At 60.7% G+C, this 23745-nt stretch carries 23 protein-coding genes; 3 read left to right on the top strand and 20 right to left on the bottom strand.

The features are described 5' to 3' along the window. Positions 1-41: 41 nt before the first annotated feature. From V1278_RS10075 to V1278_RS10040, 8 genes are read right to left on the bottom strand one after another with little or no spacing between them, the layout of a single operon-like run. The gene (locus V1278_RS10075) at positions 42-806 is read right to left on the bottom strand and encodes an enoyl-CoA hydratase/isomerase family protein (protein ID WP_334380588.1); all 765 of its coding nucleotides are present in this window, start codon (positions 804-806) and stop codon (positions 42-44) included. A 7-nt stretch (positions 807-813) separates the two neighbouring features. Next, positions 814-1299 (bottom strand): CoxG family protein, encoded by a 486-nt coding sequence (locus V1278_RS10070; RefSeq protein ID WP_334380587.1) that lies wholly within the window; start codon positions 1297-1299, stop codon positions 814-816. Positions 1300-1314: 15 nt separating this feature from the next. Further along, on the bottom strand, positions 1315-1773 hold the full coding sequence (locus V1278_RS10065) for an acyl-CoA thioesterase (RefSeq protein WP_334380586.1): 459 nt from the start codon (positions 1771-1773) through the stop codon (positions 1315-1317). Next, on the bottom strand, positions 1770-2921 hold the full coding sequence (locus V1278_RS10060; RefSeq protein WP_334380585.1) for an iron-containing alcohol dehydrogenase: 1152 nt from the start codon (positions 2919-2921) through the stop codon (positions 1770-1772). The genes V1278_RS10065 and V1278_RS10060 overlap by 4 nt, the downstream gene beginning before the upstream one ends. Before the next feature lie 47 nt (positions 2922-2968). Next, complete coding sequence (locus V1278_RS10055; protein WP_334380584.1) at positions 2969-3982, bottom strand: branched-chain amino acid ABC transporter permease; 1014 nt, start codon at positions 3980-3982, stop codon at positions 2969-2971. Between the two features lie 2 nt (positions 3983-3984). After that, complete coding sequence (locus V1278_RS10050) at positions 3985-4863, bottom strand: branched-chain amino acid ABC transporter permease (RefSeq protein WP_334380582.1); 879 nt, start codon at positions 4861-4863, stop codon at positions 3985-3987. 13 nt (positions 4864-4876) lie between these two features. Beyond that, positions 4877-5602, bottom strand: coding sequence for an ABC transporter ATP-binding protein (locus V1278_RS10045; protein ID WP_334380580.1), 726 nt, complete (start codon positions 5600-5602; stop codon positions 4877-4879). Positions 5603-5604: 2 nt separating this feature from the next. Further along, positions 5605-6414 carry an ABC transporter ATP-binding protein gene (locus V1278_RS10040; protein ID WP_334380579.1) on the bottom strand — a complete coding sequence of 270 codons (810 nt, stop codon included), beginning with the start codon at positions 6412-6414 and terminating at the stop codon, positions 5605-5607. Positions 6415-6563: 149 nt separating this feature from the next. On the opposite strand from V1278_RS10040, the gene V1278_RS10035 reads away from it, so the two are divergent. Further along, the gene (locus V1278_RS10035) at positions 6564-7775 is read left to right on the top strand and encodes an ABC transporter substrate-binding protein (protein ID WP_442894629.1); all 1212 of its coding nucleotides are present in this window, start codon (positions 6564-6566) and stop codon (positions 7773-7775) included. A gap of 351 nt (positions 7776-8126) precedes the next feature. Here the strand turns inward: V1278_RS10035 and V1278_RS10030 are convergent, their stop codons facing one another. From V1278_RS10030 to V1278_RS10010, 5 genes are read right to left on the bottom strand one after another with little or no spacing between them, the layout of a single operon-like run. Beyond that, a complete protein-coding gene (locus V1278_RS10030) occupies positions 8127-9122 on the bottom strand; it encodes a winged helix-turn-helix transcriptional regulator (protein WP_334380577.1) in 996 nt (331 codons plus the stop codon). Then, positions 9119-11527, bottom strand: coding sequence for a xanthine dehydrogenase family protein molybdopterin-binding subunit (locus V1278_RS10025; protein ID WP_334380576.1), 2409 nt, complete (start codon positions 11525-11527; stop codon positions 9119-9121). Before V1278_RS10025 ends, V1278_RS10030 begins: the two co-directional genes overlap by 4 nt. Continuing rightward, positions 11524-12285 (bottom strand): N-acyl homoserine lactonase family protein, encoded by a 762-nt coding sequence (locus V1278_RS10020; RefSeq protein ID WP_334380575.1) that lies wholly within the window; start codon positions 12283-12285, stop codon positions 11524-11526. The genes V1278_RS10025 and V1278_RS10020 overlap by 4 nt, the downstream gene beginning before the upstream one ends. Continuing rightward, the gene (locus V1278_RS10015) at positions 12282-12761 is read right to left on the bottom strand and encodes a (2Fe-2S)-binding protein (protein ID WP_334380574.1); all 480 of its coding nucleotides are present in this window, start codon (positions 12759-12761) and stop codon (positions 12282-12284) included. Before V1278_RS10015 ends, V1278_RS10020 begins: the two co-directional genes overlap by 4 nt. Further along, the gene (locus V1278_RS10010; RefSeq protein WP_334380573.1) at positions 12758-13642 is read right to left on the bottom strand and encodes an FAD binding domain-containing protein; all 885 of its coding nucleotides are present in this window, start codon (positions 13640-13642) and stop codon (positions 12758-12760) included. Before V1278_RS10010 ends, V1278_RS10015 begins: the two co-directional genes overlap by 4 nt. Before the next feature lie 240 nt (positions 13643-13882). Between V1278_RS10010 and V1278_RS10005 the strand changes: the two genes are divergently transcribed. Beyond that, positions 13883-14719 (top strand): SRPBCC family protein, encoded by an 837-nt coding sequence (locus tag V1278_RS10005; protein WP_334380572.1) that lies wholly within the window; start codon positions 13883-13885, stop codon positions 14717-14719. A 95-nt stretch (positions 14720-14814) separates the two neighbouring features. On the opposite strand, the gene V1278_RS10000 is transcribed toward V1278_RS10005, so the two are convergent. Next, positions 14815-15897 (bottom strand): winged helix-turn-helix transcriptional regulator, encoded by a 1083-nt coding sequence (locus V1278_RS10000; RefSeq protein ID WP_442894646.1) that lies wholly within the window; start codon positions 15895-15897, stop codon positions 14815-14817. A 189-nt stretch (positions 15898-16086) separates the two neighbouring features. Between V1278_RS10000 and V1278_RS09995 the strand changes: the two genes are divergently transcribed. Continuing rightward, positions 16087-17601 (top strand): 4-hydroxyphenylacetate 3-hydroxylase family protein, encoded by a 1515-nt coding sequence (locus V1278_RS09995; RefSeq protein ID WP_334380571.1) that lies wholly within the window; start codon positions 16087-16089, stop codon positions 17599-17601. A gap of 58 nt (positions 17602-17659) precedes the next feature. Here V1278_RS09995 and V1278_RS09990 read toward each other — a convergent pair whose 3' ends face one another. From V1278_RS09990 to V1278_RS09965, 6 genes are read right to left on the bottom strand one after another with little or no spacing between them, the layout of a single operon-like run. Next, entirely contained in the window at positions 17660-18364 is a 705-nt protein-coding gene (locus V1278_RS09990) for an ABC transporter ATP-binding protein (protein ID WP_334380569.1), read from the bottom strand. Next, complete coding sequence (locus V1278_RS09985; protein WP_334380567.1) at positions 18357-19142, bottom strand: ABC transporter ATP-binding protein; 786 nt, start codon at positions 19140-19142, stop codon at positions 18357-18359. The genes V1278_RS09990 and V1278_RS09985 overlap by 8 nt, the downstream gene beginning before the upstream one ends. Beyond that, positions 19139-20083 carry a branched-chain amino acid ABC transporter permease gene (locus tag V1278_RS09980; protein ID WP_334380566.1) on the bottom strand — a complete coding sequence of 315 codons (945 nt, stop codon included), beginning with the start codon at positions 20081-20083 and terminating at the stop codon, positions 19139-19141. The genes V1278_RS09985 and V1278_RS09980 overlap by 4 nt, the downstream gene beginning before the upstream one ends. A gap of 1 nt (position 20084) precedes the next feature. Beyond that, positions 20085-20960, bottom strand: coding sequence for a branched-chain amino acid ABC transporter permease (locus V1278_RS09975; RefSeq protein ID WP_334380565.1), 876 nt, complete (start codon positions 20958-20960; stop codon positions 20085-20087). 35 nt (positions 20961-20995) lie between these two features. Beyond that, positions 20996-22162: an ABC transporter substrate-binding protein gene (locus tag V1278_RS09970; RefSeq protein WP_442894628.1), complete on the bottom strand. Its 1167-nt coding sequence runs from the start codon at positions 22160-22162 to the stop codon at positions 20996-20998. Between the two features lie 56 nt (positions 22163-22218). Then, the gene (locus tag V1278_RS09965; RefSeq protein ID WP_334380564.1) at positions 22219-23595 is read right to left on the bottom strand and encodes an enoyl-CoA hydratase/isomerase family protein; all 1377 of its coding nucleotides are present in this window, start codon (positions 23593-23595) and stop codon (positions 22219-22221) included. Positions 23596-23745: the final 150 nt, after the last annotated feature.

The following is a 23745-nucleotide window of genomic DNA, read 5'->3' as shown; positions in this document are numbered from 1 at the left end:
TTCTCGGCGGCTCGACTGGCGGTGCCGAGCCAACCTCCGTGTCAACGCCACTTGAATTTCGGTGGCCGCTTCTCCGCAAAAGCCTGGCGGGCTTCGCTGTAGTCTTCGCTATCGGACGCATGGTCGATCATCGCCTGGGCGAGCGATCCGTCACCTCCCATAACCGCCTCGTTGAGTATGTATTTAGCGCCTGCGATGGATAGCGGCGCCTTGGACGACATCTGGGTGGCCAGGCTATTCGCATCGCCGAGCGGATCCTCGGCGATCCGGTCCACGAGTCCCATATGCAGCGCCGCTCGGGCATCGATGCGTTCCGCAGCAAACAGAATACGCTTCGCGTTCGTTACCCCGACGAGCGACAGAAGCCGTCGGGTGCTCCGGACACCGTAGACGATGGACAGGTTTGCCGCTGGAATTCCCAACTTGGCGGTGGGCCTCGCGAAGCGGAAGTCGCACGCCATCGACAAATGGCATCCTCCTCCGAGGCAATATCCAGAAATTACCCCGATGACCGGTTGTGGCACGCCGGCGATCGCATCCGAGCACGCGTCGACTGCAACTTCGTATGCCGTGCTGGCGGCAGCGTCCCCTCGGACACCGCCGAACTCGGCGATGTCGGCGCCGACGCTGAAGTCCTCGCCAGCTCCGGTCAGAATGATCGCGCGAACGTTCCTGTCTTTGCCGAGTTTCCCAAAGGTTTCGGCCATGCCTTTCCACATGCCAAGTGTCATGGCATTGCGAGCGCTCGCTCGGTCGATGGTCACGATCGCGACGCCATCGCTGATCGAAAGGGTGATATCTGCCATGTTCACCTCAACCACGACTACTCGATGGGCTGCTGAATAGGTGTTTTCGCACCTCGACTTCGACATTCTCGCACAGACTATCGAAGAACCGAGCCGCGAGCTCCTTCGCGGTGGCGTCGACCCGGCTCGACCCGAATTTGGTCAGCCTTCGGCAAAATCTGGCCTCGGCGAAATACGAAAGTTCCGTGCCCTCGGGTGATTCATCGAGTCTGACTTTTGCGACTCCCATGACAAAGCCTTTGACGCCGCCGTTCGCTTCGCCGGATATCGTGCAGGTCACCGGAGGCTCGACATCGAACAGTTGGAGCTCGCCCTTGAAGGTCGCCGCGATCGGTCCGACCGCAATTGCCGCAGTCGCGACACACCGATCTTCTTCGGTCCATTCGAAACTTTCGCAGCCTGGGATACATTGCTTTATCAAAGACGAGTCGTGGAACGCGTGCCACAAGCGCTCTCTCGGTGCTTTGAGCTGGACTGTTCCGAACATGTCCATTCGCCGATCTCCCGCTCAGGCCGCGACGGTAGGGCCGCGGACAAGAAGTGGAGCGACAGCTTCCTTCACTCCGTCTGGCAGAGGGACGGGTTGGCTCGTCGCGCGATCGACGTACACGTGCACGAAGTGGCCCTGCGCACACGCGTCATCGTCGTCATCGCGGAACAGGCCGACTTCATACGTGATGCTGGTGTTACCCAGTCGTCCGACCCGAAGTCCGGCGTGCACCACCGAAGGAAAGGATATTTCCTTGAAGTAGCCGCACTTGGTCTCGGCGACGAGGCCGATGACCGGGCTTTGCTTGACGTCCAGCACTCCGTTCTCGATCAAATACTGGCAGACCGCCGTATCGAAGAACGAGTAGTAGACGGTGTTGTTGAGGTGCCGATAGGAGTCGTTGTCCATCCAGCGTGTCGTCATCGCACGAAAGTGCGCATAGTCCGAACGGCGGTGCGGACGGGAGCGTTCGCTCATAGCGCTTCGCCGTAGATCGCGAGCGCGTCGTCCAGCGTCACTTCCCGCGGATTGTTGATGAGCAGCCGCTGCTGCTTCATCGCATCCTCCGCAAGTTGCCGCAGATGGTTATGCGAAATTCCGACATCGCGCAGCCGCGTCGGAAGCTCCAGCGACGTAGGCAGATTGGCTAGGTAGTCGATTAACGCCGTGCTGCGCTCGCGTACGCCGCCCTTCTGGCCGGGAAGCAGCACATCGGCGATCTCGGTATAGAGCGGCTCCGCGGCAGCCGCATTGAACCGAAGGACGCCAGGGAGAACGAGCGCGTTCGACAGACCGTGAGGGACGTGGAATCGGGCGCCGATCGGGTAGGCCAATGCGTGAACGGCAGCTACCGGAGCGTTGGCAAATGCCATTCCGGCGAGCATCGAGCCAAGCAACATGCCTTGGCGCGCAGCGCGGTTCTTGCCGTTGGTGCAGGCCTCGAGGATGTTGCTGCCCAGCAGCCTCAGCGCTTCGCGTGCCAGACAATCCGAGACCGGGTTCTTGAGCCGCTTGGAGGTATATGCCTCGATCGCATGCACCATCGCGTCTATTCCCGTCGCAGCCGTCACCGCAGGCGGAAGCCCGAGCGTCAGGTCGGCATCGAGCACAGCCCAGTCCGGCAGCAGCACCGGCGAAACCACACCCTTCTTTTCGTTCTCACCCGTGGTGACGATCGAAATGGGCGTGACCTCCGAGCCGGTGCCTGCGGTGGTCGGCGCGAGGATCAACGGCAGACGGGGCCCCTTCGCAAGTCCGACCCCGTAGACGTTCGACAGTTTCTCGCGACCCACGGCCAGGAGGGCGACCAACTTCGCCGTGTCCATCGAACTGCCGCCGCCGATGGCGATTACGCCATCGACCTTCGCGGACGTGGCCCGTTCGACCGCGGACATGATGACGTGCTCCGGCGGATCCGCCTCGACGTCGGTGAAGACCGTGACGGCGATACCAACCTTCTTCAAACCCTCGAGGCCGGGCTTCAGCAGTCCGGCCGCCGCAACTCCCGGATCGGAGACCAGGAGAACCGATCGGCACGCCAGCCCGAGCGCCAGCTCACCGATGCGGGCCGAGCCGCCCGGCTCGACGAGAGAGGACTTGGTCGACTGGAACGTGAAAGATTGCACGGATAATCCTAGCGATTTCGGTGTCTAATTCGACTTTCATAACTGAACTACTTTTGCAATGACGTGTCAACCTTCTTGGCGACGACCGCGGCATCGGTCTTGCGTTGGTTCCACATCGCCCAGCTCGCGATCTCCCCGACGATCCCCTTGCGGAAGGCGAGAACGCACAGCATGAAGATCGCACCGATCACGATCGGGATCTTTGTCGAGAGATCGACCGAGAGCCCGAGCAGATTGACCACGCCGACATCGGCGAGATAGCTTTCGAGCGCTACGATGAAGATGGCGCCGACGATCGGACCGACGGCCGTTCCGAGTCCTCCCAGGAGGCACATCAGGATAACATTGCCGGATTGCGTCCAATGCGCGTCGGGCAACGATGCGAGACCGAGGGTCTGAGCCTTCAAGCCGCCTGCCAATGCGGCCACGGACGCTGATATGACGAAAGCCGTCAGCTTGTAGCCGCGCGTGTCATATCCTAGCGACACTGCGCGGGGCTCGTTGTCGCGGATCGCCAGAAGCACCTGTCCGAAGGGTGCCTCCATTAGGCGTTGGAGACCCCAAATGGCGCCGGTCACGGCGATCAGCACGAAACCATACATGACAAGGTCGTTGTCGAGCGGGAGCAGCCCAAGCAACGTCCCCCTCGGAATTCGCTGAAGACCGTCCTCTGCGCCGGTGAATGGGGCCTGAAGGCAGAAGAAGTAGACCATCTGCGCGAGAGCGAGCGTCACCATGGCGAAATAGATGCCTTGCCGTCGAATAGCCATGCCACCCATCACGCATCCAAGGGCGGCACCGACGAGCATGGACAATCCAAGCGCCAGTTCGGGGGTGATGCCCCAAACCTTCAACGCGTGCCCGGCGACGTAAGCGCCCACGCCGAAAAAGGCTGCGTGACCGATGGATAGAAGCCCGACGTTGCCGGTGAAGAAGTTGAACGAACTGGCGAACAGCACGAACGCGAGGCATTTCACTAGGAACAGGGGATAGAGACCCGCCGCGGGCGCCGCAATGCCGATGGTGAGAACGGCAAGCAGGATTGCAGTCGATCCGCGCATGGTCACGCCTCCCGTCCCATAAGACCTGCAGGCCGCAGCAGCAGAACGGCCGCCATAGCGATGAACACGATGGTCGAGGACACTTCCGGATAGATAACCTTCGATAGGCCCTCCAGGACGCCGAGCGCGAGGCCAGAAAGGATCGCACCGGACAGCGAGCCCAATCCCCCGATCACGACGACTGCGAAGGTGACGATCAGCAAATTGGAGCCCATCGCCGGTTGAACTTGATAGAGCGGCGCAGCAAGCACGCCCGCGAAGGCAGCGAGCGCGGCTCCGAGCGCGTACGTCAGAGTGATCATGACGGGAACGTTGACACCGAGCGCCTGAACCAGCCGCGGGTTTTCCGTTCCGGCCCTCAGATAGGATCCCAGCATGGTCTTCTCGATCAGCAGCCAGATGCCGCCGCACATCAGAAGCGAAGCAGCCATGATCCAGACGCGGTAGACCGGCATCCGCATGAAGCCGAGATCGACGAACCCCTGCAACGCCTCCGGAACGGGATAGGGCCGGCCGGCGGCGCCGTAGATGTCTCGGAAAACGCCTTCGACAAAGATCGCGAGGCCGAACGTGAACAGCAGGCTGTAGAGGTGATCGAAGCCTGCAAGCCGCCGAAGGAACAACCGTTCGATTGCCGCGCCGATCACGCCGACGCCGATCGGCACGATCAGCAGCGACCACCAATAGTTGACTCCCAATGTCTGTAGCAGCAGATAGCCGCCGAACGCTCCGAGCATGTAGAGCGCACCGTGGGCGAAGTTGATGACGTTGAGCAGTCCGAAAATGATCGCAAGACCGAGGCTAAGCATCGCGTAGAAGCAGCCGTTGACGAGTCCGATCGTGATCTGGCCAAGCAGTACCTGAAGCGGAATATCGAACATGGCGGCCTCTCCCCTAGATACCGAGAACCTGATCTACGGCGTCGGCCTTGCCGCCGAGTTCATTGCGCGTGAGCTTCATGACCACCTCGCCGCGCTCGACCACGAGAAAACGGTCCGCAAGAGGTTCGGCGAAGAACTTGTTCTGCTCGACGAGCAAGATCGTGTAGCCGAGCCCCTTGAGCCTGATCACGAGGTCGAACAGCCGATCCACGATGACCGGCGCGAGACCTTCCGAGATCTCGTCGAGCAATAGGGTGCGCGCGCCACTGCGTAGTATTCTGGCGATTGCCAGCATCTGTTGCTCGCCGCCCGAAAGCCTGCTGCCCTGAGCCCGGCGGCGATCCGCAAGGTTCGGCAACAGTTCGTAGATCTCTTCCAGCGACATGCCGCCGTCCCGCTGTTTCGGTGGTAGCATAAGGTTCTCTTCGCAAGACAGGCTCGCGAATATGCCACGCTCTTCGGGACAATAGCCGATCCCAAGTCGCGCCACGATGTGCGGCTTCAATGCGATAGCCTCGCGCTCTCGAACCATGATCGATCCGGTGCGCCGGTCGACCAGACCGACGATCGCGCGTAGGGTCGTTGTCCGTCCGCTGCCGTTGCGACCGAGCAACGCCACTATCTCCCCTTCCCCCAGGGTGAGGTTCATGCCGTGCAGAATGTGGGACTCGCCGTACCATGCGTGAAGATCGACGACGTTCAGCGTCGGCGCGCCCATCGGTTTGAGCCCGGCGTTCATGATCAGTGCGCTCCCTGTGGACTGTGTGTGCCGCGCCTTTTTGAACCCAGATAGGCCTCCACGACCTCCTGATTTTCGGCGATCTCCCGATAGGCGCCCTCCGCGATGACCTCGCCTCGCCGCAGGACCGTGATGCTGTCGGCGACCTGCTCGACCATCTTCATGTTGTGCTCGACCATGACGACGGTCCGCCCGTTGGCCGCTCGTCTGATCAGGTCCGTCACCCGATCGACGTCTTCATGACCAAGCCCCTGCGTCGGCTCGTCCAGCAACATCACCTTCGGATCGGCCGCGAGCGTGGTTGCGATCTCGAGCGCCCGCTTACGTCCATAGGAGAGATCACCGGCCCGTTCGCGCGCAAAATTCTCGAGCCCCATCTGCTCGAGAAGCATCAGGGTCTTCTGCTCGCTCGTGACTTCCGCGGGGACACCGGCCCAGAAACGGAGCGGCGACAGAAGTGGACGCTGCAGCGCCAACTTGATGTTGTCCGAGACGGAGAGATGGGGAAATACGGCAGAGATCTGAAATGAACGGACTAGGCCACGTGCGGCGAGCTGGTGAGGTCGCAACGCGGTTACATCTTCAGACTCGAAGCGGATTTCGCCGCCTGAAAGCGGGAGAAAGCGTGTCAACAGATTGAAGACGGTGGTCTTGCCGGCCCCGTTGGGGCCGATCAGCGCGTGAATGGAGCCGCGCTGGATCTTCAAGTTGACACCGGAGACTGCAACGAATCCGCGAAACTCCTTTCGCAGACCACGCGCCTCCAGAACGCAATCGGTCGGCAGACTGCCGCTGGGCTCGGCCCCGCTCATCCGCGTTTCTCCAAATGATTTTCGGTGGCCGGCGCGACGCGAATGCGCGGCGCCGAGGTCACTTGACAAAGTGTTATCCAATTAGTCTAGTTATGCAAGCCTTAAATTGCGTTATGCGAAGCGATTCCAGAGGCTCTCAGGAGGAAACAATGAAGGCGATCTGTACGTTCAGTCTGGGTTTGGCGCTGGCATTGGCCGGCGCGAATGCATCCTTGGCGCAGACCACGGGATTTTCCGATGGTCTCGTCAAGATCGGCGTGTTGACGGATATGTCCGGACAGTTCTCCCACGAGTCGGGAGAAGGATCGGTCACGGCGGTCAAGATGGCCGTCGAGGATTTCGGCGGGAGCGTCCTCGGAAAGCCGATCGAGGTTGTGGTGGCCGATCACCAGAACCGCAACGAAGTCGCAATCGCCAAGGCGCGCGAATGGTACGACGTCGACAAGGTCGACATGATCGCTAACCTGATCAATTCCTCGATTGCCCTCGCCGTTACGAACGTCGCAAAGGAGAAGAACCGGGTCGCCATCGTCAACGGCTCCGGCACGTCCCGTCTGACTGGTGATTCGTGCACGCCGAATAGCATCCACTACGCCTACGACACCTATGCCCTGGCTCAGGGCACCGGCAAGGCGTTGCTCAAGGAAGGCCTGAAATCATGGTATTTCCTGACTGCGGACTATGCGTTCGGTCATGCGCTGGAAGCCGATACCACTGCGGTGATCAAGGCGAACGGAGGCACCGTCGCCGGCGCCGTCCGCTATCCCATCGACACCAACGATCACGCCGCGTTCCTGCTGCAGGCTCAGGCCTCCAAGGCGAACGTCCTCGCAATTGCCGGCTCCGGTACCGTCTTCATCAACGCGCTGAAGTCGGCCAAGGAGTTCGGCGTCACTAAGACGCTGGCGGGACTGCTCGTGTGGATCACCGACATCGACTCGATGGGCCTCCGATCCTCGCAAGGTCTGGTCCTGACAGATGCCTTCTACTGGGACCGTGACGAAGAGACCCGCGCCTTCGCCAAGCGCTTCTTCGCGAAGATGAAGCGGATGCCGCATATGGGTGACGCTGGCGACTACTCGTCCACGATGCATTACCTCAACGCCATCAAAGCCGCCGGTACGGACGATGCCAAGACGGTAATGGCGAAGATGCGCGAGCTGCCTGTCAACGACTTCTTCGCGAAGAATGGCCGCATCCGGGAGGATGGGCGCTTCGTTCACGACATGTATGTCTACGAGGTAAAGAAGCCCGAAGAGTCAAAATACGCTTGGGACTACTACAAACTACGTGCCACGATCCCCGGGGACGAGGCGTTCCGGCCGTTGTCCGAAAGCAAGTGTCCGTTGGTTCAGAAGTAACCTCGCTACGCGCTGAAGCAGCCGGGCGATGCCCGGCTGCTTCGTTTTAGGTGAGACGATCTGAGGCCTGCTTGTGAGACTGCCGTTCAAGACCGTGGACGTCTTACCGAGAGTCCTTTCCATGGAAATGCCCTTGCTGAGGTGCTGGACGCCACGTTACATGGAGTTCCACAGCACTGTCCATAATGCCCAGCGCGGCGATCGACACGTGTATGTCGCGCGAAATGATAAGGAAAGGTAGCGCGCGTCACGGTCTGGGGACGACGCTTACGGACGATCGGAGTGTAGTGGGGGGCGCTCCTAGCGACGATGGCGTACCGATATTTGAACGACAAACCTGCCGCGAAGTAACTAGCTTTCGCCCAGGCCACTGCGAGCTCCCACGACCTCCCCCGTGAATCCGCGAGCCCCCGGCCCTTCGGTCAGACCATCGATCTCGTAGTTCGTCGTGTAGGTGGAGTCGTTCGCAGCGATCGGTTCACTGCAGTGGCTGCAGACGACCAGTGCTTCGAAATCCGACTTGCAGCGGCGGTGACGCAGTCTGAGCGGTGGTTTCGCATCGGCAAGCCAACGATCGCCCCATCCCATCATCACGACCATCGGTCGATAGAGGTCGTGCCCCATCTTGGTGAAGCGATAGTCGAAACGATCCCCACCCTTGCGGTAAGCGCTTTTTCGGAAGATCCCGGTATCCACCAGCCGCGTCAATCGATCGGCAAGGATGTTGGGAGCGATGCCGAGCTTCTCGGTCATCTCGTCGAAGCGGCGTACCCCGAACCATGCCTCGCGCATCATCAGGAAGCTCCAGCGATCGCCGATGATCTGCAGAGTACGCGCGACGGAGCAGGGGCGCACGCGCTCCAGCAGCGTAGGGTCGGAACTGCGACGACTCTTGAACTTGATCTCGTAATCCGAATAGCCGGCCCCGGGACCATCGCGATAGGCGACATCCCAAGCGTTTATCGGCTCCAAGCACTCGGAACAGACCGTCGTGGGATGGCAGGCGTGACCGCAGGTCGCGTGAGTCAGCGACAGCGGAGCGGGCTGACCCCTGGTCAGCCATTTGTCCCCGAACTCCATCAGCGACAGCATCGATGCGAACAGGTCCTTGCCTTGTTCGGTGAAATGGTAGCCGGTCGCGCGCTCGCCGTCCCGCGTTTGCCGCAGAATTCCGTTCTCGACAAGAGCGGTCAGTCTCGTCGAAAGCGTCTGACGTGGAACGCCAAGTCTGCGCTGCAATTTGTCAAAGCTATGAACGCCGAAGAACGCTTCGCGAATGATCAGGAATGTCCAACTATCGAGCACGATCTCGACGGTCTTGCGAACCGAGCAATGTCGTTCAATCATGTCGCATCACGTTGGGTGGCTACTGACGGATCGGCCTCCCGACGATCCCGTAACATCTGGAAGATGCGTTCAGGCGTCACCGGCAGGGTCTGCACCGAAACGCCAAGATGCGCGAGCGCATCGTCTACCGCATTTGCGACGGCCGCGGGCGCTCCGATCGTTCCACCCTCGCCCATTCCTCGAAAACCCCCAACGTTGTTGGGAATACCCGCCTCAATGTGAACGACTCCGATGTCCGGAACATTCGTCGCGACTGGGACGAGATAGTCCGCAAGACTCGCGGTGACCGCTTGTCCCTGATCGTCGTGCACGATCTCCTCGAGAAGCGCCGCGCCGATCCCCTGCGCGACCGCTCCGTGAACCTGACCGTCCACGATCATGGGATTGATGATCCTGCCGCAATCCTCGGCGACGACGTAGCGAAGGATGCGGACCCCGTACGTTTCCGGGTCCACCTCGACCATGGCCAAATGGGTCGACGAGCAGGCCGTGCCGAGATAGGGATCGTACGTTTCCGAACCGACAAGATCCTCGCGCTGCTTCAGCGGTATGCGCCCCATCTGCTTGTAGACCGCAGAGGCCACGTCCTTGAGCGTCATTGTCTTGTTGGACGCGCGGCTGCTGACGATCCCCTGGTTCATGTCCAGGTCATCGACGTTCTGCTCCATCAGGTAGGCTGCGGCGCGCAGCACCTTGGCTTTGACGACCCGTGAACAAAGGATGGCGGCCCCACCTCCCAGCACTGCGGACCTGCTGGCGTACGTGCCGGTCGACATGGGGACAAGCGAGCTGTCGCCGTGCTGGACCTGGACGTCCGCGAGCTTGCAGCCCAACTCGTCCGCTATCACCTGAGCGAGCGTTGTCTCCAGCCCTTGGCCATGGGAGGAGACGCCGAAGGCGGCAGTGACGGCACCGGTCGAATCTATCTCGATCTTCGACGTCTCGGTTCCCGTATTGATGGGCATGCCAGGGGCGACGGATATCCGTGAACCGATCCCCGTGAGTTCGGCGTAGCTGCCAAGTCCGATCCCAACCCACCGCCCCTCGGACCGCGCAATATCGCGTTCGCGGACCAATGTCGGATAGTCGACATGGTCGCACGCGCCTTGGAGGCACTCCTGGAATGCGGATTTGTCCCAGATTATCCCCGACGCGGTTCGATAGGGGAATTCTTCGTCGCGCACCAAATTTTTCCGCCGGAATTCGACGGGATCCATACCGATCTTGCGGGCGGCCATCTCCACCAGTCGCTCCATCGCGAATGTCGAGGATGGGCGGCCTACGCCACGATATGGACCGGTTGGAGGTTTCGGCGTCAGAACGCCCCGGATGCGGCCGCGATAGTGCTCCATCCGATATGGTCCGGGCATGAAACTGATCACCTGAACGGGCTCGAGCGCGGCCGTCCACGGGTAGATCGAATAGGCGCCCACGTCTCCGATCACGTCGGCACGCAGTCCCAACATCGTGCCGTCGCTGTCGACTGCGAGTTCGGCCTCGATCAATTCGTCGAATGCCTGACTGGTAGCCGAGAGGTCTTCGAGACGGTCGCTTACGTACTTGACCGGCCGTGCCAGCTTGCGGGCGAGGATGCAGACGAGCATCTCTTCGCTATAGAGGGACCCCTTCCCTCCGAAACTGCCGCCGACATCCGGCGCAACGACGCGAACTCTCGTGCCCGGCAGATCGAGACAGTTGGCGATCACGTCGCGAATGACGCCGGGAATATTCGACGACGTATGAAGGGTCAGCGAGCGCTTCCGCTCGTCCCATTCCGCCAGATACGACCGGTTCTCAATCGAGACCGCGGTCTTCCGTGTCATGCGGAAACGGCCCTTGACCGTGACCGGTGCGGAAGCAATCACGCTGTCGATATCACCGCGTTTGAACTCCCTCTGGATGATCGTGTTCGTGCCGGCCTCTTCATGCAGCAACGGAGCGTCGTCCTTGACGGCGTCGATCTGCCTTATCGCGAACGGCAGCGGCTCGTATTCGATCGAAATGTGTTCCAGCGCGTCTTCGGCGGCGTAGCGGCTTTCGGCCAGAACCGCGACAACGGGTTCGCCGACATAGCGTACCTTGCCTTCCGCCAATGGCCCTATCGGCGTGGCGTAGTAACCCGGTATTCGCGAGGTTGGAATCGCCGGGCTGAACTCACCCGCGATGTCGGTCGCGTCGTAGATTGCGACCACGCCCGGGATCGAAAGGGCGTCGCCTGCATCGATACTGATGATGCGGGCGTGCGGCTGATCCGATCGCCGCAGGGCGACATGAAGTGTCCCGTGCGGATTGATATCGTCGACGTACCGGCCGACGCCGGCGAGCAGCCGCGGATCCTCGGTCCGCTGGATGCGCTCGCCGACCAGTTTGGGCCGCAGCTCGATCGAAGGTTCGGGACGGGTCATTCGTAGAACTCTGCCGCCTTCCGCAAATGCTTCCACTGCCCGTCGTCATGTCCGGAGACGACGGTTTCTCCGGCATCGCGCCGCTTCTTGAGCTCGACCAGCGCTGCCGCTGCCAGATCCATGTCCCAGGTGTTCTTGGGTGGAACGCCGGTATCGATGGAGCTCTGCAACGGCGCCGCGTCAGACGCGAGCACGAAAGTGCCGTCACGGTCGAGCCCGACACGCGCGACGGTCGAACCCGGCGTGTGTCCGGGCATCGGCACGAGCACGACTTTCCCGTCTCCGAACACGTCGTGTTGGCCGTCGAAGGTCTTGAACCCTTGCGGTTGATTCCATTCCTGAGGCAGGTATCCCCGCTGTTCGGCGCCGTCCGCCCGCGCCGCTTCGAGCTCCGCAGCGTGGCAGAAGATCGTGGCACGATGGAAGTACTCGTTGCACCCGCAATGGTCGGGATGGAGGTGCGAGCAGACGACGATATCAATATCGTCGGGCGTGAGACCGATCGCGGCGAGCTGCTGGACCATCGTTTCTTCGGCTTTGAAGATCGGCATCATTACCCGTGCGAGCCCACCCCACCGGCGTTCCGGATTGGTTGCCGCCTCGGGGCTGCAACCCGTATCGAACAGCAAATTCGCCTGTTGATGACGAACGAGCGCGGCGTGGACCGGCAGCTCGATCGTCTCGTCCTTTGCCGAGCCTGGTACGTAGATCGACCGTCTCATGCGCAACCGGCCTCCCGGAAGGAAATGCAACTTCATCTCAAGGGACCTCTCTCCTTCGCCAGTTCGCGGACGGCGTCGATGATATGTTGGTAGCCGGTGCATCGACAGATGTTTCCAGACAACGCCTCCCGGATCTGCTCGTCCGTCTCGAGCGGATGGTGCCGGAGCATGTCCGTGATCGTCATGATCATTCCGGGCGTGCAGAAGCCGCACTGCAGTCCATGATGCGTTCGGAAGGCTTCCTGAACGCGCCCCAGACTATCGACCGTGCCCATCCCCTCGATCGTCTCCACCTGCACCCCTTGCGCCTGGACCGCCAGGGTCAAACAGGATCTCGCACTCCGTCCGTCCAGCAAGACCGTGCAGGCACCACAGACGCCGTGCTCGCATCCTACGTGCGTCCCGGTAAGTCCAAGTTCGTGTCGCAAGAAATCGCTGAGGAGCATCCGCGGTTCGACTACGCGGCTGCAGGTCAGGCCATTAACGACCAGCGTGACCTTGGCAGTTGTCATCGTGCATGCTCCGTGAGCCCGCCGGCACGACGCCAGGCCGCGTCGAGAGCCCGACGGGCCAAGGCGCCCGAGAGATGGCGCCGGTAGTCGGCGGACGCATGAAGGTCGCTGTTGGGTTGCAGAGTGTCGTTGAGAAGTTCGACCACCTCGCTCGCGAGGCCCGGCGTGACTTCTCGGCCCTCGATGAGCGCCTCGACCGAGCCAAGTCGCAGCGGCGTCTCTCCAACTCCCATCATTGCGAAACGCACGTCGCTTGCCTTCCCGTCCCGCATGCGCATCGTCGTTGCGACGCAAGAAAGTGCGAAGTCTCCATGCCGTTTCGCGAACTCCTCGAACGCCCAACCGGTATCCGTCGATAGCGTATCGATCTCGATCGAAGTGACGAACTCTTCTGGCTCGAGAGAATTCATCAGGGAACCTTGAAAGAAGTCGGGGGCCGCTATCTGTCTCTCACCACGAACCGATCGGGCTGTGATCTGTCCGTTGAGCAGCAGCGTCATCATGGGCATCTCCGCCGCCGGATCCGCATGGCAGACGCTTCCGCAAAAGGTCCCCCTGTTTCGCACGGTGAGGTGGGCCACGTAGTGCATGGCCTCGTGGAGGATCGGAATCCGTTCGTGGATAAGTGGATCGGTCGCCGTCATGTAGTGGCGCACGGTCGCACCCAGTCGCAGCCGGTCTCCCTTCGACTCAATTTGCGAAAGCTCGGGGATGCCGTTGATGTCCACCAGAACCGATGGCTTTACGAGCCGGAAGTTGATCATAGGCATGAGGCTTTGCCCGCCGGCTATGACCTTTCCGTCACCGCCAGATTCGGCCAGCACCTCACTTGCCTCGGAAATCGTGCTCGGGCGAACGAAGTCGAATGGCGCAGGCTTCATGCGATTGGCCTCAAAGGCATCGGCGACACGTCAGTCGCGGTTGGCGAAGTCGCACATCTATCGATCGATGACCCCGTTCCGACATCCCGCGGCGCTCTCCTACTTCCGCTTTTCGAGCTACATTGCGCTTTTCGATTGACTTGCATTATTAGACTATTATTGAAAATGTCAAGCTGAGCTGCGCCGCACGTCCGCTGTCAGCTCGCACGTCGCCTTCCTTCAGGACTCGGGAGATCATCCATGGATATGCGTGGCCAGCAACACATTCCGGCAAGTCGCGAGGTCGTCTGGATTGCCCTTAACGACCCGGAAATCCTGCGAGTCTGCATTCCAGGCTGTCAGGAACTGACAAAATCTTCGGATACGGAGATGACCGCGGTCGCGGTCATCAAGGTCGGACCGGTCACCGCCCGTTTTCAGGGCGCGGTCACCCTATCCGACCTGGATCCCTCGAACGGCTACAAGATCAGCGGTGAAGGACAGGGCGGCGTCGCCGGGTTCGCCAAGGGAACCGCAATCGTGCGGCTGGAAGCCGATGGGAACGGCACCCTCCTACACTACGAAGTCGACGTACAGATCGGCGGCAAGCTGTCTCAGCTAGGCGGTCGTCTGATCGACGCCACGGCGAAGAAGATGTCTGGGCTTTTCTTCCAGAAGTTCGCGCAAGAAATTCAGGACAGACAGCACGCAGCCGAAGATGCCACCGCCGTTGCGGCCGCCGGAGCGCCTCCAGGCGCCGTTGGCCCGGCTGCCTTCGCCAAGCCTTCGGCTCCCACTCAGGCTTCGGATCGGCAAAGCGTCAGACGCCATGCGCCCGTACCTTCGACCGCAATCGATCACCCGTCAGGCTTGTTTTCCTTCTTGAAGCTGGTCGGTGCGATCGCTGTGGTGGGGGCCATAGGACTCGCTTGGTATCGCTACGGCGGCTTGCTACCAAGCCTCGTTCCCGCGTCCGACACGATCGCAGCCGATGGGCGGGCGCACGTCTCGCCGGATATGTCCAGCACGATCCAACTGATCATGGCCGCAGCGATTGGCTATCTTTTCGGCGCTCGTAACAAGAGTCACCAGGGATAGTTTTAGGCCGCGCTCGACATCTAGGTAGATCGGCTTTCACTAAGAGACTTTCTGTCACCGCAATCGCTGACTGGCCAAGCGAACGGATGTCTAATTCAGCCGGGAAGCGCCCGGCTGCTCTTCTTCCCGCCGAAACGATCCGGATTGTAGCGCATACGATACTGCATCGAGTGCGCGGCGATTGGCTCGCGACATTCGCTGCAAAGTACCATAGGCGTAAAATCGTGTCCGCAGTCGAGGTGAGTCAACACGAGAGGGGCCTTGCCATTCGACCTCCACTTGTCTCCCCACGCCATCATCATAATCAGAGGTCCGTACAGATCGAACCCCATGGGAGTAAGTAGGTACTCGAAGCGGTCGGGCCCGCTCTGGTACATGCGCTTCATGAAAATGCCGCGGTCGACCAACCGGGACAGCCGATCGGACAGGATGTTGGGTGCGATTCCGAGTTCGCTCTGCAGCTTGTCGAACCTTCGCGCGCCGAAGAATGCCTCCCGGATGACGAGGAAGCTCCAACGGTCTCCGATCACCTGCAGAGCTCGTGACACCGAACTCGGTCTGCCCCGGTTGAACTGATTGTCGTCCGAAGAACGACGCGAACGCTTCATCGGCTCGGCCATCACAGAGCCGGCGCCGGCGCCGTCGCGATACGAGACGCGGCGGGCCACCACTTTCTCGCGGCAGTGGGAGCATCCGACATATGGCTTCGTGACCTGATCGCACTGCGTGTGGATGAGCTGCAGCGGAACACCGTGTTTCTCGGAAAGCCAATTGTCCCCGAACTGCATGAGCGACATGAAAGTGGGATAGAGATCCATGCCCGACCGGGTCAGCCGATACTCCACCCAGCTCGATTTTTCCGAATACTCGATCCGGCGGAAGATATCCTCGGCAACGAGCCGCTGAAGCCGATCGGTCAGGGTCGCCCGCGGAATCTCCAGCATCGTCCGGAACTCCTCGAAGCGTCGGGCTCCGAAGAATGCTTCTCGGATTACGAGGAACGTCCAGGCGTCCGAGAGAATGACGACCGTCCTTGCAACTGAACATTTGCGCTCTCGCGGCGCGCTTTGCGGCTTGCTTGCTTGAACGGCCGACTTCTTCTGCTGCACCTGCCGTTTAAGTGATTGCGCCGGATTCAATACGGTCTCCTGTCGGAATATCGGCACCGATACTGCCATGATCTCCCTACTAAACCAACACGTAGTTTCAAGCGTCGCCACGGTGCTGGCGAGAGGCCGAACGATGGCACGCTGACGCTCCGTGCGCTTGACTCGTGCCTATAGTTCAGTTATGCAAGTTATATCTCTCAAGTTCCTCCCAGACTTGGGCCGGGCGAGCCCGGCCCGCTTTTTTTGGAGAGAAGGAACATGACCTCCTCGAAGCAAGCTATCCAGCGAAGTGCCGACGCGTTGTGGGAGGATTTCTCCCGCCCGATCGCATCGGCGCAGGCGTACATCGACTCCCTGCGAGGGCGCGGGTTGAACGTCTTCTTCAGAGGCGAGCCCGTCGAAGAGCCGGTGGACGACCCGGTCATCTTTCCCTCGATCAATGCCATGGCCGAGACCTATCGGCTGGCTTCCGAGCAGCAGGACCTGGCCAGCGTGCCAATTGGCGATACCGGCCATCGCACCAGTAGATTCCTTCACGTCCCGGTCACCCCTGGTGATCTGGCCGTGAAGCATGAGATGCAGCGCGAACTGGGACGCCGCACGGGGACCTGCTTCCAACGCTGCGTCGGATTGGACGCCATCAGCGCGTGTCACTCGATCACGTTCGACACCGATCAAGCCTACGGCACGTCCTACCATCAGCGATTTTTGGCGTTCCTGAAGCGGGCACAGGTGGGCAACGTGGTCATTGGAGGCGCAATGACCGACCCGAAGGGTGACCGCTCCAAGGCCCCCCATCAACAGACCGACCCGGACATGTTTCTACATGTCGTGAGGCGCTCAGAGGACGGAATCTACGTCTCGGGTGCGAAAATGCACCAGACCGGCGCGATCAATTCCCATTGGCTGATCGTAATGCCGACAATGAGGCTGACGGAGGCGGATCGCAATTGGGCCGTCGTCGGAGCCGTGCGGGCCGATTCTCCTGGATTGACCTATATCCTGGGCCGTCAAACCAACGATACCCGAAGCGTCGACGGCGGCTCGCTGGACGCCGGAAATGCCGGTTTCGCTGGTCAGGAAGCCCTCATCGTGTTCGATTGCGTGTTCATCCCGCATGCGCACATCTTCATGGATGGTGAGTGGCAGATGGCCAGTTCGCTTGTCGAGCGGTTCACCACGTATCACCGGTCTTCGTACGTCTGTAAGACCGGTTTGGGCGACGTGCTGATCGGTGCTGCCGCAGAGGCCGCATCCCAGAATGGAGTTGAGAACGCTTCGCACATCCGCGACAAGCTCGTGGAGATGACGCATCTGAATGAAACGGTGTATTCGAGCTGCGTAGCCGGCGCATATCGTGCTTCGAAGGCGCCCTCCGGTGCGGTCTATAACGATCCGATGCTCTCCAATGTCGCCAAGCACAACGTTACGAGGTTTCCGTTCGAGATCGCGAGGCTTGCTCAGGACATCGCGGGTGGACTGGTTGCGACCATGCCGTCCGAACGGGACCTACTGAACAACGTGACCGGACCGTTGATCCGAAAGTTCCTGAAGGGACGCGATGGCGTCGATACGGTCGATCGCATGCGAATTCTTCGCTTGATCGAGAACATGACTATCGGTCGCAACGCGGTCGGTTATCTGACCGAAAGCCTCCACGGAGCCGGATCGCCGCAAGCGCAACGCGTTCAGATCGCTCGCGGTATGGAAATCGAAAGCAAGAAGGCCTTTGCGCGCAATCTGGCTGGAGTACGGCCGAAGGTCGATGAATGATCCGCGGACGGGGCGCCCACGGCGCCTCGAGGCTTTGCGGCGCGGCGCGCTGGAGCGATCAACTATCTCCGAGATATAGCTCGCGCACGCGGGGATCTGCCTGTAGCGCACTGCCGGTCCCCTTCAAAACGATCCGACCCGTCTCCATGACGCAGGCCTGGTCCGCAATCGATAGGGCCAAGTTGGCATTTTGCTCGACCAACACGATCGTTAGACCTCGATCTCTGAGGGAACAGACGGCTTCGAAGACCTGATCGATCAGCAGTGGAGAAAGGCCCATGCTCGGCTCGTCGAGAAGAAGCATGTCGGGTTGGCTCATCAGCGCCCGAGCGATAGCCAGCATTTGCTGCTGTCCTCCGGACAAAGAGCCAGCCGGCAAGCTTTTCTTCTCGTACAGTATCGGAAACATTTGATAGGCAGTCTGTAAGCCTGTGTTGGAATCCGCCTTCGACTTGGTCCAACCGCCCAATCGCAAATTGTCTTCGACCGACAACCCCGCAAACACTTGTCGTCCTTCGGGAGATTGAGACAGGCCCATTTTGACGCGGGCACATGCTTTCACTCCGTTCAGGGACTTGTCCTTGAACGTGATCTGACCGGCACTGATCGGCTGCACACCGGAGATGGCGCGGAGCAAGGTGGTCTTGCCGGCACCGTTCGCGCCGATCAGAGCGACGATATGCCCTGCGGAGACGGTCATAGTGACGTCGTGAAGCACTTCGATCCGGCCGTAGCGGCTGCTCAAACCCACGACATCAAGCATTGGCTGCCTCGCGCCTTCCGTGATCGCCGAGATAGGCGGCTATCACGCGTTCATTCCGCTGCACCTCGGACGCCGTTCCCTCGCAAATCGTCTGGCCTCCGTCCAAAACGTGGATCCGGTCGGAGATCCTCATGACGAGTTTCATATCGTGTTCGACGAGCAGGACCGTCACTCCGGAACTTGCTATCTTCCTAACCAGCTTCTCCACCTCGATCGTTTCGGCTGGATTGCATCCGGCGGCGGGCTCATCCAGCAGGATCATCTTGGGTTCGGTTGCGAGAGCTCTCGCCAGCTCCAATTTCTTCAGCGCTCCGTACGGCATCGCTGCGGCCGAACGATCCGCATAGCAACCAAGCCCCACAAACTGGAGCAACTCGCGGGACCGCCCCTGACTTGCCCGGTTCTCGCGCAACGCCCCGGGGAGGCTGAACAACTGCGAAAACGTCCGGCTGCACTCATGCATATGCCTGCCGACCATGACGTTTTCGACGGCGCTCATATGCATGAACACCTGGAGATTCTGAAACGTTCTCGACAGCCCTTCCCTCGCAAGCGCGTCCGACCGCATTCCGGTGACGTCCTTGCCGTTCAGCCGGATCGAACCGCCTTGCGGCGAGTACACCCCGGAGATCATGTTGAAGAGCGTCGTCTTGCCGGCACCGTTCGGGCCGATAATGGAGAACACGGTGCCAGCAGGCACGGAGATCGACACATCGCGAACGGCCTTGACGCCGCCGAATGCGATGGAAACTGATGACACTTCGAGCATCGAGTTCATGCGCCGCTGCTCGCGAACTTCTTGGCAAATGACGGCACGACCCCGGTCGGCAAGATCACGATGCACAGGACCATCAGGAGTCCGAGCATGAGATGCTCGTAGTCGTGGAAGACCGTCAGGACCTGCGGCAGGAGAACGAGGACCGCCGCCCCCAGAACCGAGCCCAGAACGGAGCCGAGGCCTCCCAGCACCACCATTGTGACGAGTTCGACGCTTCGAAGGAATCCTGCAGTGGAATCAGGGGTGATGTGGCCGTTGCAAAATGCCAGAAGAGATCCGGCGATGGAGGCGTAAACGGCCGAGACGACGAACACCTTCAGCTTTTGCTTCGCGACGTCGACCCCGATCGCTTGTGCCGCGACCTCGCTATCGTGAATGGCGCGCAAGGCCCGCCCGGTGGTGCTGGCCACCAGATTTTGCGCAATGAACACGCCCACGATGAGCGCCACGCCTGAGATCCAGTACCACTGCTCGACCGTCCGGAGGCGCCATCCGAACACGACGGGTCGAGGTACGCTGATCCCGTCCGGTCCCCCCGTCAGCCCCGCTTCGTTCGTGATCAGGAGAGCGATCAGGAAGCCGAATCCCAACGTAGCCACCGCCAAGTAGTGCCCTTTCAGCCGGAGGATAGGACGACCGACCAAAGCGGCGATCGCGGCCGACGCTAAGGCACCCAGCACGACCGAATAGAGTCCTGGTAGCCCCCAGTGCACCGAGCCCAGCGCAACCGAATACGCGCCGATGCCGACGAAACCGGCGTGCCCCAGGCTGACTTGTCCAGCGAAGCCCATGAGCAGGTTCAGCCCGACGGCCGCCAGGCCGAAGACGTAGATCAGGGTCATGACCCGCAAGTAGTAGTTGGAGGGCACCAGAAGCGGGGCAATGGCGATGATTGCGACCAGAATCGCCAGTTGCACCAATCGTGAGCGTACCGAGCTCATGTCAGACTCTTTCCCTTGCGATCGAGCCGAAGAAGCCCTGCGGCCTCACTGCCAACACGATTAGGATGACCAGAAAGGCGAATGCATCCTTGTAGGCCGATGAGATCAGGCCGCCGCCGAACGCCTCGACGACCCCCAGAACGATGCCACCGACGACCGCGCCGACCGGATTGCCCATGCCGCCCAACATCGCGGCGGCAAATCCCTTGAGCGACAGAATGGTGCCGGCGTCGTAGCTGGTGAGGGTAATGGGAGCAGCCATGATGCCGGCCAAACCGCCGATCGCCGCGGAGACCACGAATGCCAGCGTGACGATCGAGCGTACGTTCATTCCCATGAGGGTCGCCGCCAGGGAATTCTGCGAGACTGCGAGGATTCCCTTGCCCAGTAGAGTCTTGGTCGTGAACGCAGCGAGCGCTCCGACGATGACGATCGTGCCCGCAAGAACCATCAAGCTCTGCGTTTGAATCGTGGCTCCGAAGAGCTCTATCGGACCCGCATCGAACCATGAGGGCAACGAATGGAACCTCTTGTCGAAAACGAGCTGCGCTACCCCTTTTGCGAAGATCGATGCACCGATCGTGAGGACGATCAATCCGAGGACGGGACTGCTGCGGGCCGGATCGATGGCGAGCCGGTATAGCACCAGACCGGCCACCGCTGCGACCGCGGTGCCGAGTATTGCAGCAGGGAATGTCGGCAGGCCGCCGGCCACGGCAAAAACGGTCGTCATGGCTCCCAACATCGCGAAGTCGCCCTGCGCGAAGTTAGCCACGTGCGTCGAGTTGTAGATCAGCGTGAATCCCAACGCGACGAGAGCGTAAACAGCACCAATTGTAACGCCGGAGGAGGCGTACTGTAGTAGATCAGCGGCCATGCCAATACCATTCGATAGGAGCGGCTAGGAGCCCATTACTTGCCGGAAGCGATGGGCGACCAGTTGCCGCTCTTGATCTCGACCATTCGGAAGCCCGTGAGGTCGAGACCCATGTGATCCTTCGCGGTCATCGAATAGATGCCGTTGACGCCCACGAAGCCCTTCGTAGCCTCGAGAGCATCACGGATCTTCGCCGGCTCCGTCGAAACCGACCGCTTGATCGCCTCGACGACCATTTGGAAGCCGTCGTGCATGAAGCCGCCGAATGCCGACACGGGCTGGTTTGCAGCCTTCTCGTAGGCTTGCGTGTAGGCCAGCACCGGAGCCCGCTGCGCATCCTCGGCTGCCAGGTTGGACCCGACTAGAAGCGCCGGAACGGGCAGTCGTGCACCTTCCGCCCCTCCCGCAGATAGGTCGATGAACTCCTTGGAGGCGACGCCGTGGCTGACGTACAGCGGGAGCCTCATACCAAGCTGCTTGTAGTTGCGGGCCAATATCGCGGGAGTCTGCCCGATGCCCGGAACGACGATCGCCTGTACTTCCTTCTTCCCCCTCACGTTCGTGAGCTGGGGAGTCATGTCGGAATCCTTGGGTCCGAAGCTCTCCTCGTGGACGATGTTGACGCCGTATTTCGGAGCAACGGCCACACACTGGTCGCGCATCGACCGCCCGAACCCATCCGTACCGAAGACGACGGCGATGCTCGAAAGACCTCGCGCCTTGACGTCCTCGAAGATCTTCTCGCAGGCCATCGTATCGGTCTGCGGCGTCTTAAAGACCCACTTCTTGACGGGCTGGACCACCTGCAGCGCGCCGGCCATGGACATGAACGGGATCTCCGCCTCTTCGAAGGCGGGCAGCATGGCCATGGTCGTGCCCGTCGTCGAGCCGCCGACCATTGCGACGACCTTGTCCTGATCTATCAAGCGGCTCGCGAAAGTCCGAGCGGCGTTGGCATCGCCTCCGTCATCGTAGACGACCAGTTCGATCTTCCGGCCCGCGATGCCGCCCCCCGCGTTCACCTGCTGCGCGAGCATCTCGATCGTTCGCTTCTGCGGTTCGCCGAGAAAGGAAGCTGGGCCGGTCACCGAGAGAATGGCTCCGATCTTGATCGGCTGCTGGGCGTAGCTTGCTTGCGCCATCAATAGCGCCGCCGCCGCCGTCGAGAACGTCAAACGAAGTGATTTCCACATAGCGTTCATCCTTGGCTCCCTATGATTGAAAGAGCGGCGCACCTTCTTGTACGCCGCGGATCTGTTCAGACTTTTCGGCTCTGAGCGTTCCAGAATCGCTCGAGATTGTTGATCAGCGCCGGCGAGAAGTGGCAGTAGGCCTGCTCACGCGCGTAGACCGACATGTACGTCCTGAACATGTCGAGCGGTTCGGCCGTGATGCGCATGGCCCTCCGATTGCCGGATGCGCTAACGACGCCCGAGTTCGTCAGGCGATCGATCGTGTCCTGGATCGCGGCATCCATCGCTTCAGGCTCGACGATCAAGTCGCAGATCTGCCGTCCCGTGTGACTATCGCAATCGATGCGCATGTCCGCCATGATCGCTTGGCGCGTGGCCCGATCTCCCACGAAACGTGGCATCCGCATGTTTGCGATGCCAGGGATGATGCCTTCCTTCCGGGCTGGCAGCGTCATATAGGCGTCTTTGCCGGCGATGTTGTAGTCGGTCGAGAGAATGTACTGACAGCCACCGCCGATCGCGAACTTGTCGATCGCCGCGATCCATGGCTTCTCGATCGAATCGCCGATCATTTCGTCCGGCGGGACGTCCGGCAGCGCCAGGCCACGGTAGAACTTGTTGATGAACCCCAAATCGCGGATGAGGTACCAGAGGTACGACAGGCGGCCGTAATAGATGTGCGTCAGATTGATGCCCGTGCAGAATACGTGCTGCCCGGCATGCTTTCCATTCTCGATCTTTCCGCCGCGGAGAACGCAAACGGAGGTCTCGGGATCGAGAAGGGCCAGATCAACCGCCGTTTCGACGTCGGCGACTGTCGTGTCATCCTCGGCATTGAGATAGCGGGAGTTCTTCAGATAAACGAAGGACGCCTTGCCCTGCCGCTCGACCGCGGCATGCTCCAGCTCGACCCTACCCTCCTTCTTGAGCTGATCGAGCCGATCCACCGCCTCTTTCCGCGGCAGCAACATCGCATGGCAGAGATGGAGCCCGCATTCGCGATCGGCAAGAACGGCGTTGAAGAACAGCCCCTGGTCGACCTCATGACCGTCCTTGTCCGCCTGCACCAAGGTCGACTCGCTCGCCACGCGCTCCTTGGTGGGGCACAAGCCCGGCACGGCCTCGGCAACGGCGTATGCGAGATCTTCCACCCGCCTGAAGCGTCCCAGATCGTTTGTCAGCTCGCGATAGAGGCGAACCGCGTGGGCGGAAAGAAAGCGAGATCGAGACTTTTGCGCATCGTCGATAACGGCAATTGCTGCCGCCTTCTGCTCCTCGCTGCGGTCGCGACGCGCCGGCAGCCCATCAAGCTTCGCCAGCGCTTCCTGCCAATACTGCGAAAATGCCCTGGTGTCGGCCGCGTAGTCCCCTGAGACATTCGGCCATCCGGCGCGACCTGACGTTTGAGCAAGCGGCGTCGGTGCTGATTTCGTCGCAACCATCTCTCTCTCCTTTTAACCCTGAACGAAGCCGTAGCATATTTAGTTCAGCTATAAAAGTCTCTTTTTATCCGTCAGAACCGGGATAGATACGACGATAGGATGAGCACTCCGGGCATACGTTCGATGGGAAAGCCTTATTTCACCGGCATT

It is taken from the genome of Bradyrhizobium sp. AZCC 1577 (assembly GCF_036924575.1).
Taxonomy (GTDB): Bacteria; Pseudomonadota; Alphaproteobacteria; order Rhizobiales; family Xanthobacteraceae; genus Bradyrhizobium.
This window is presented reverse-complemented; position numbering and strand designations above follow the sequence as displayed.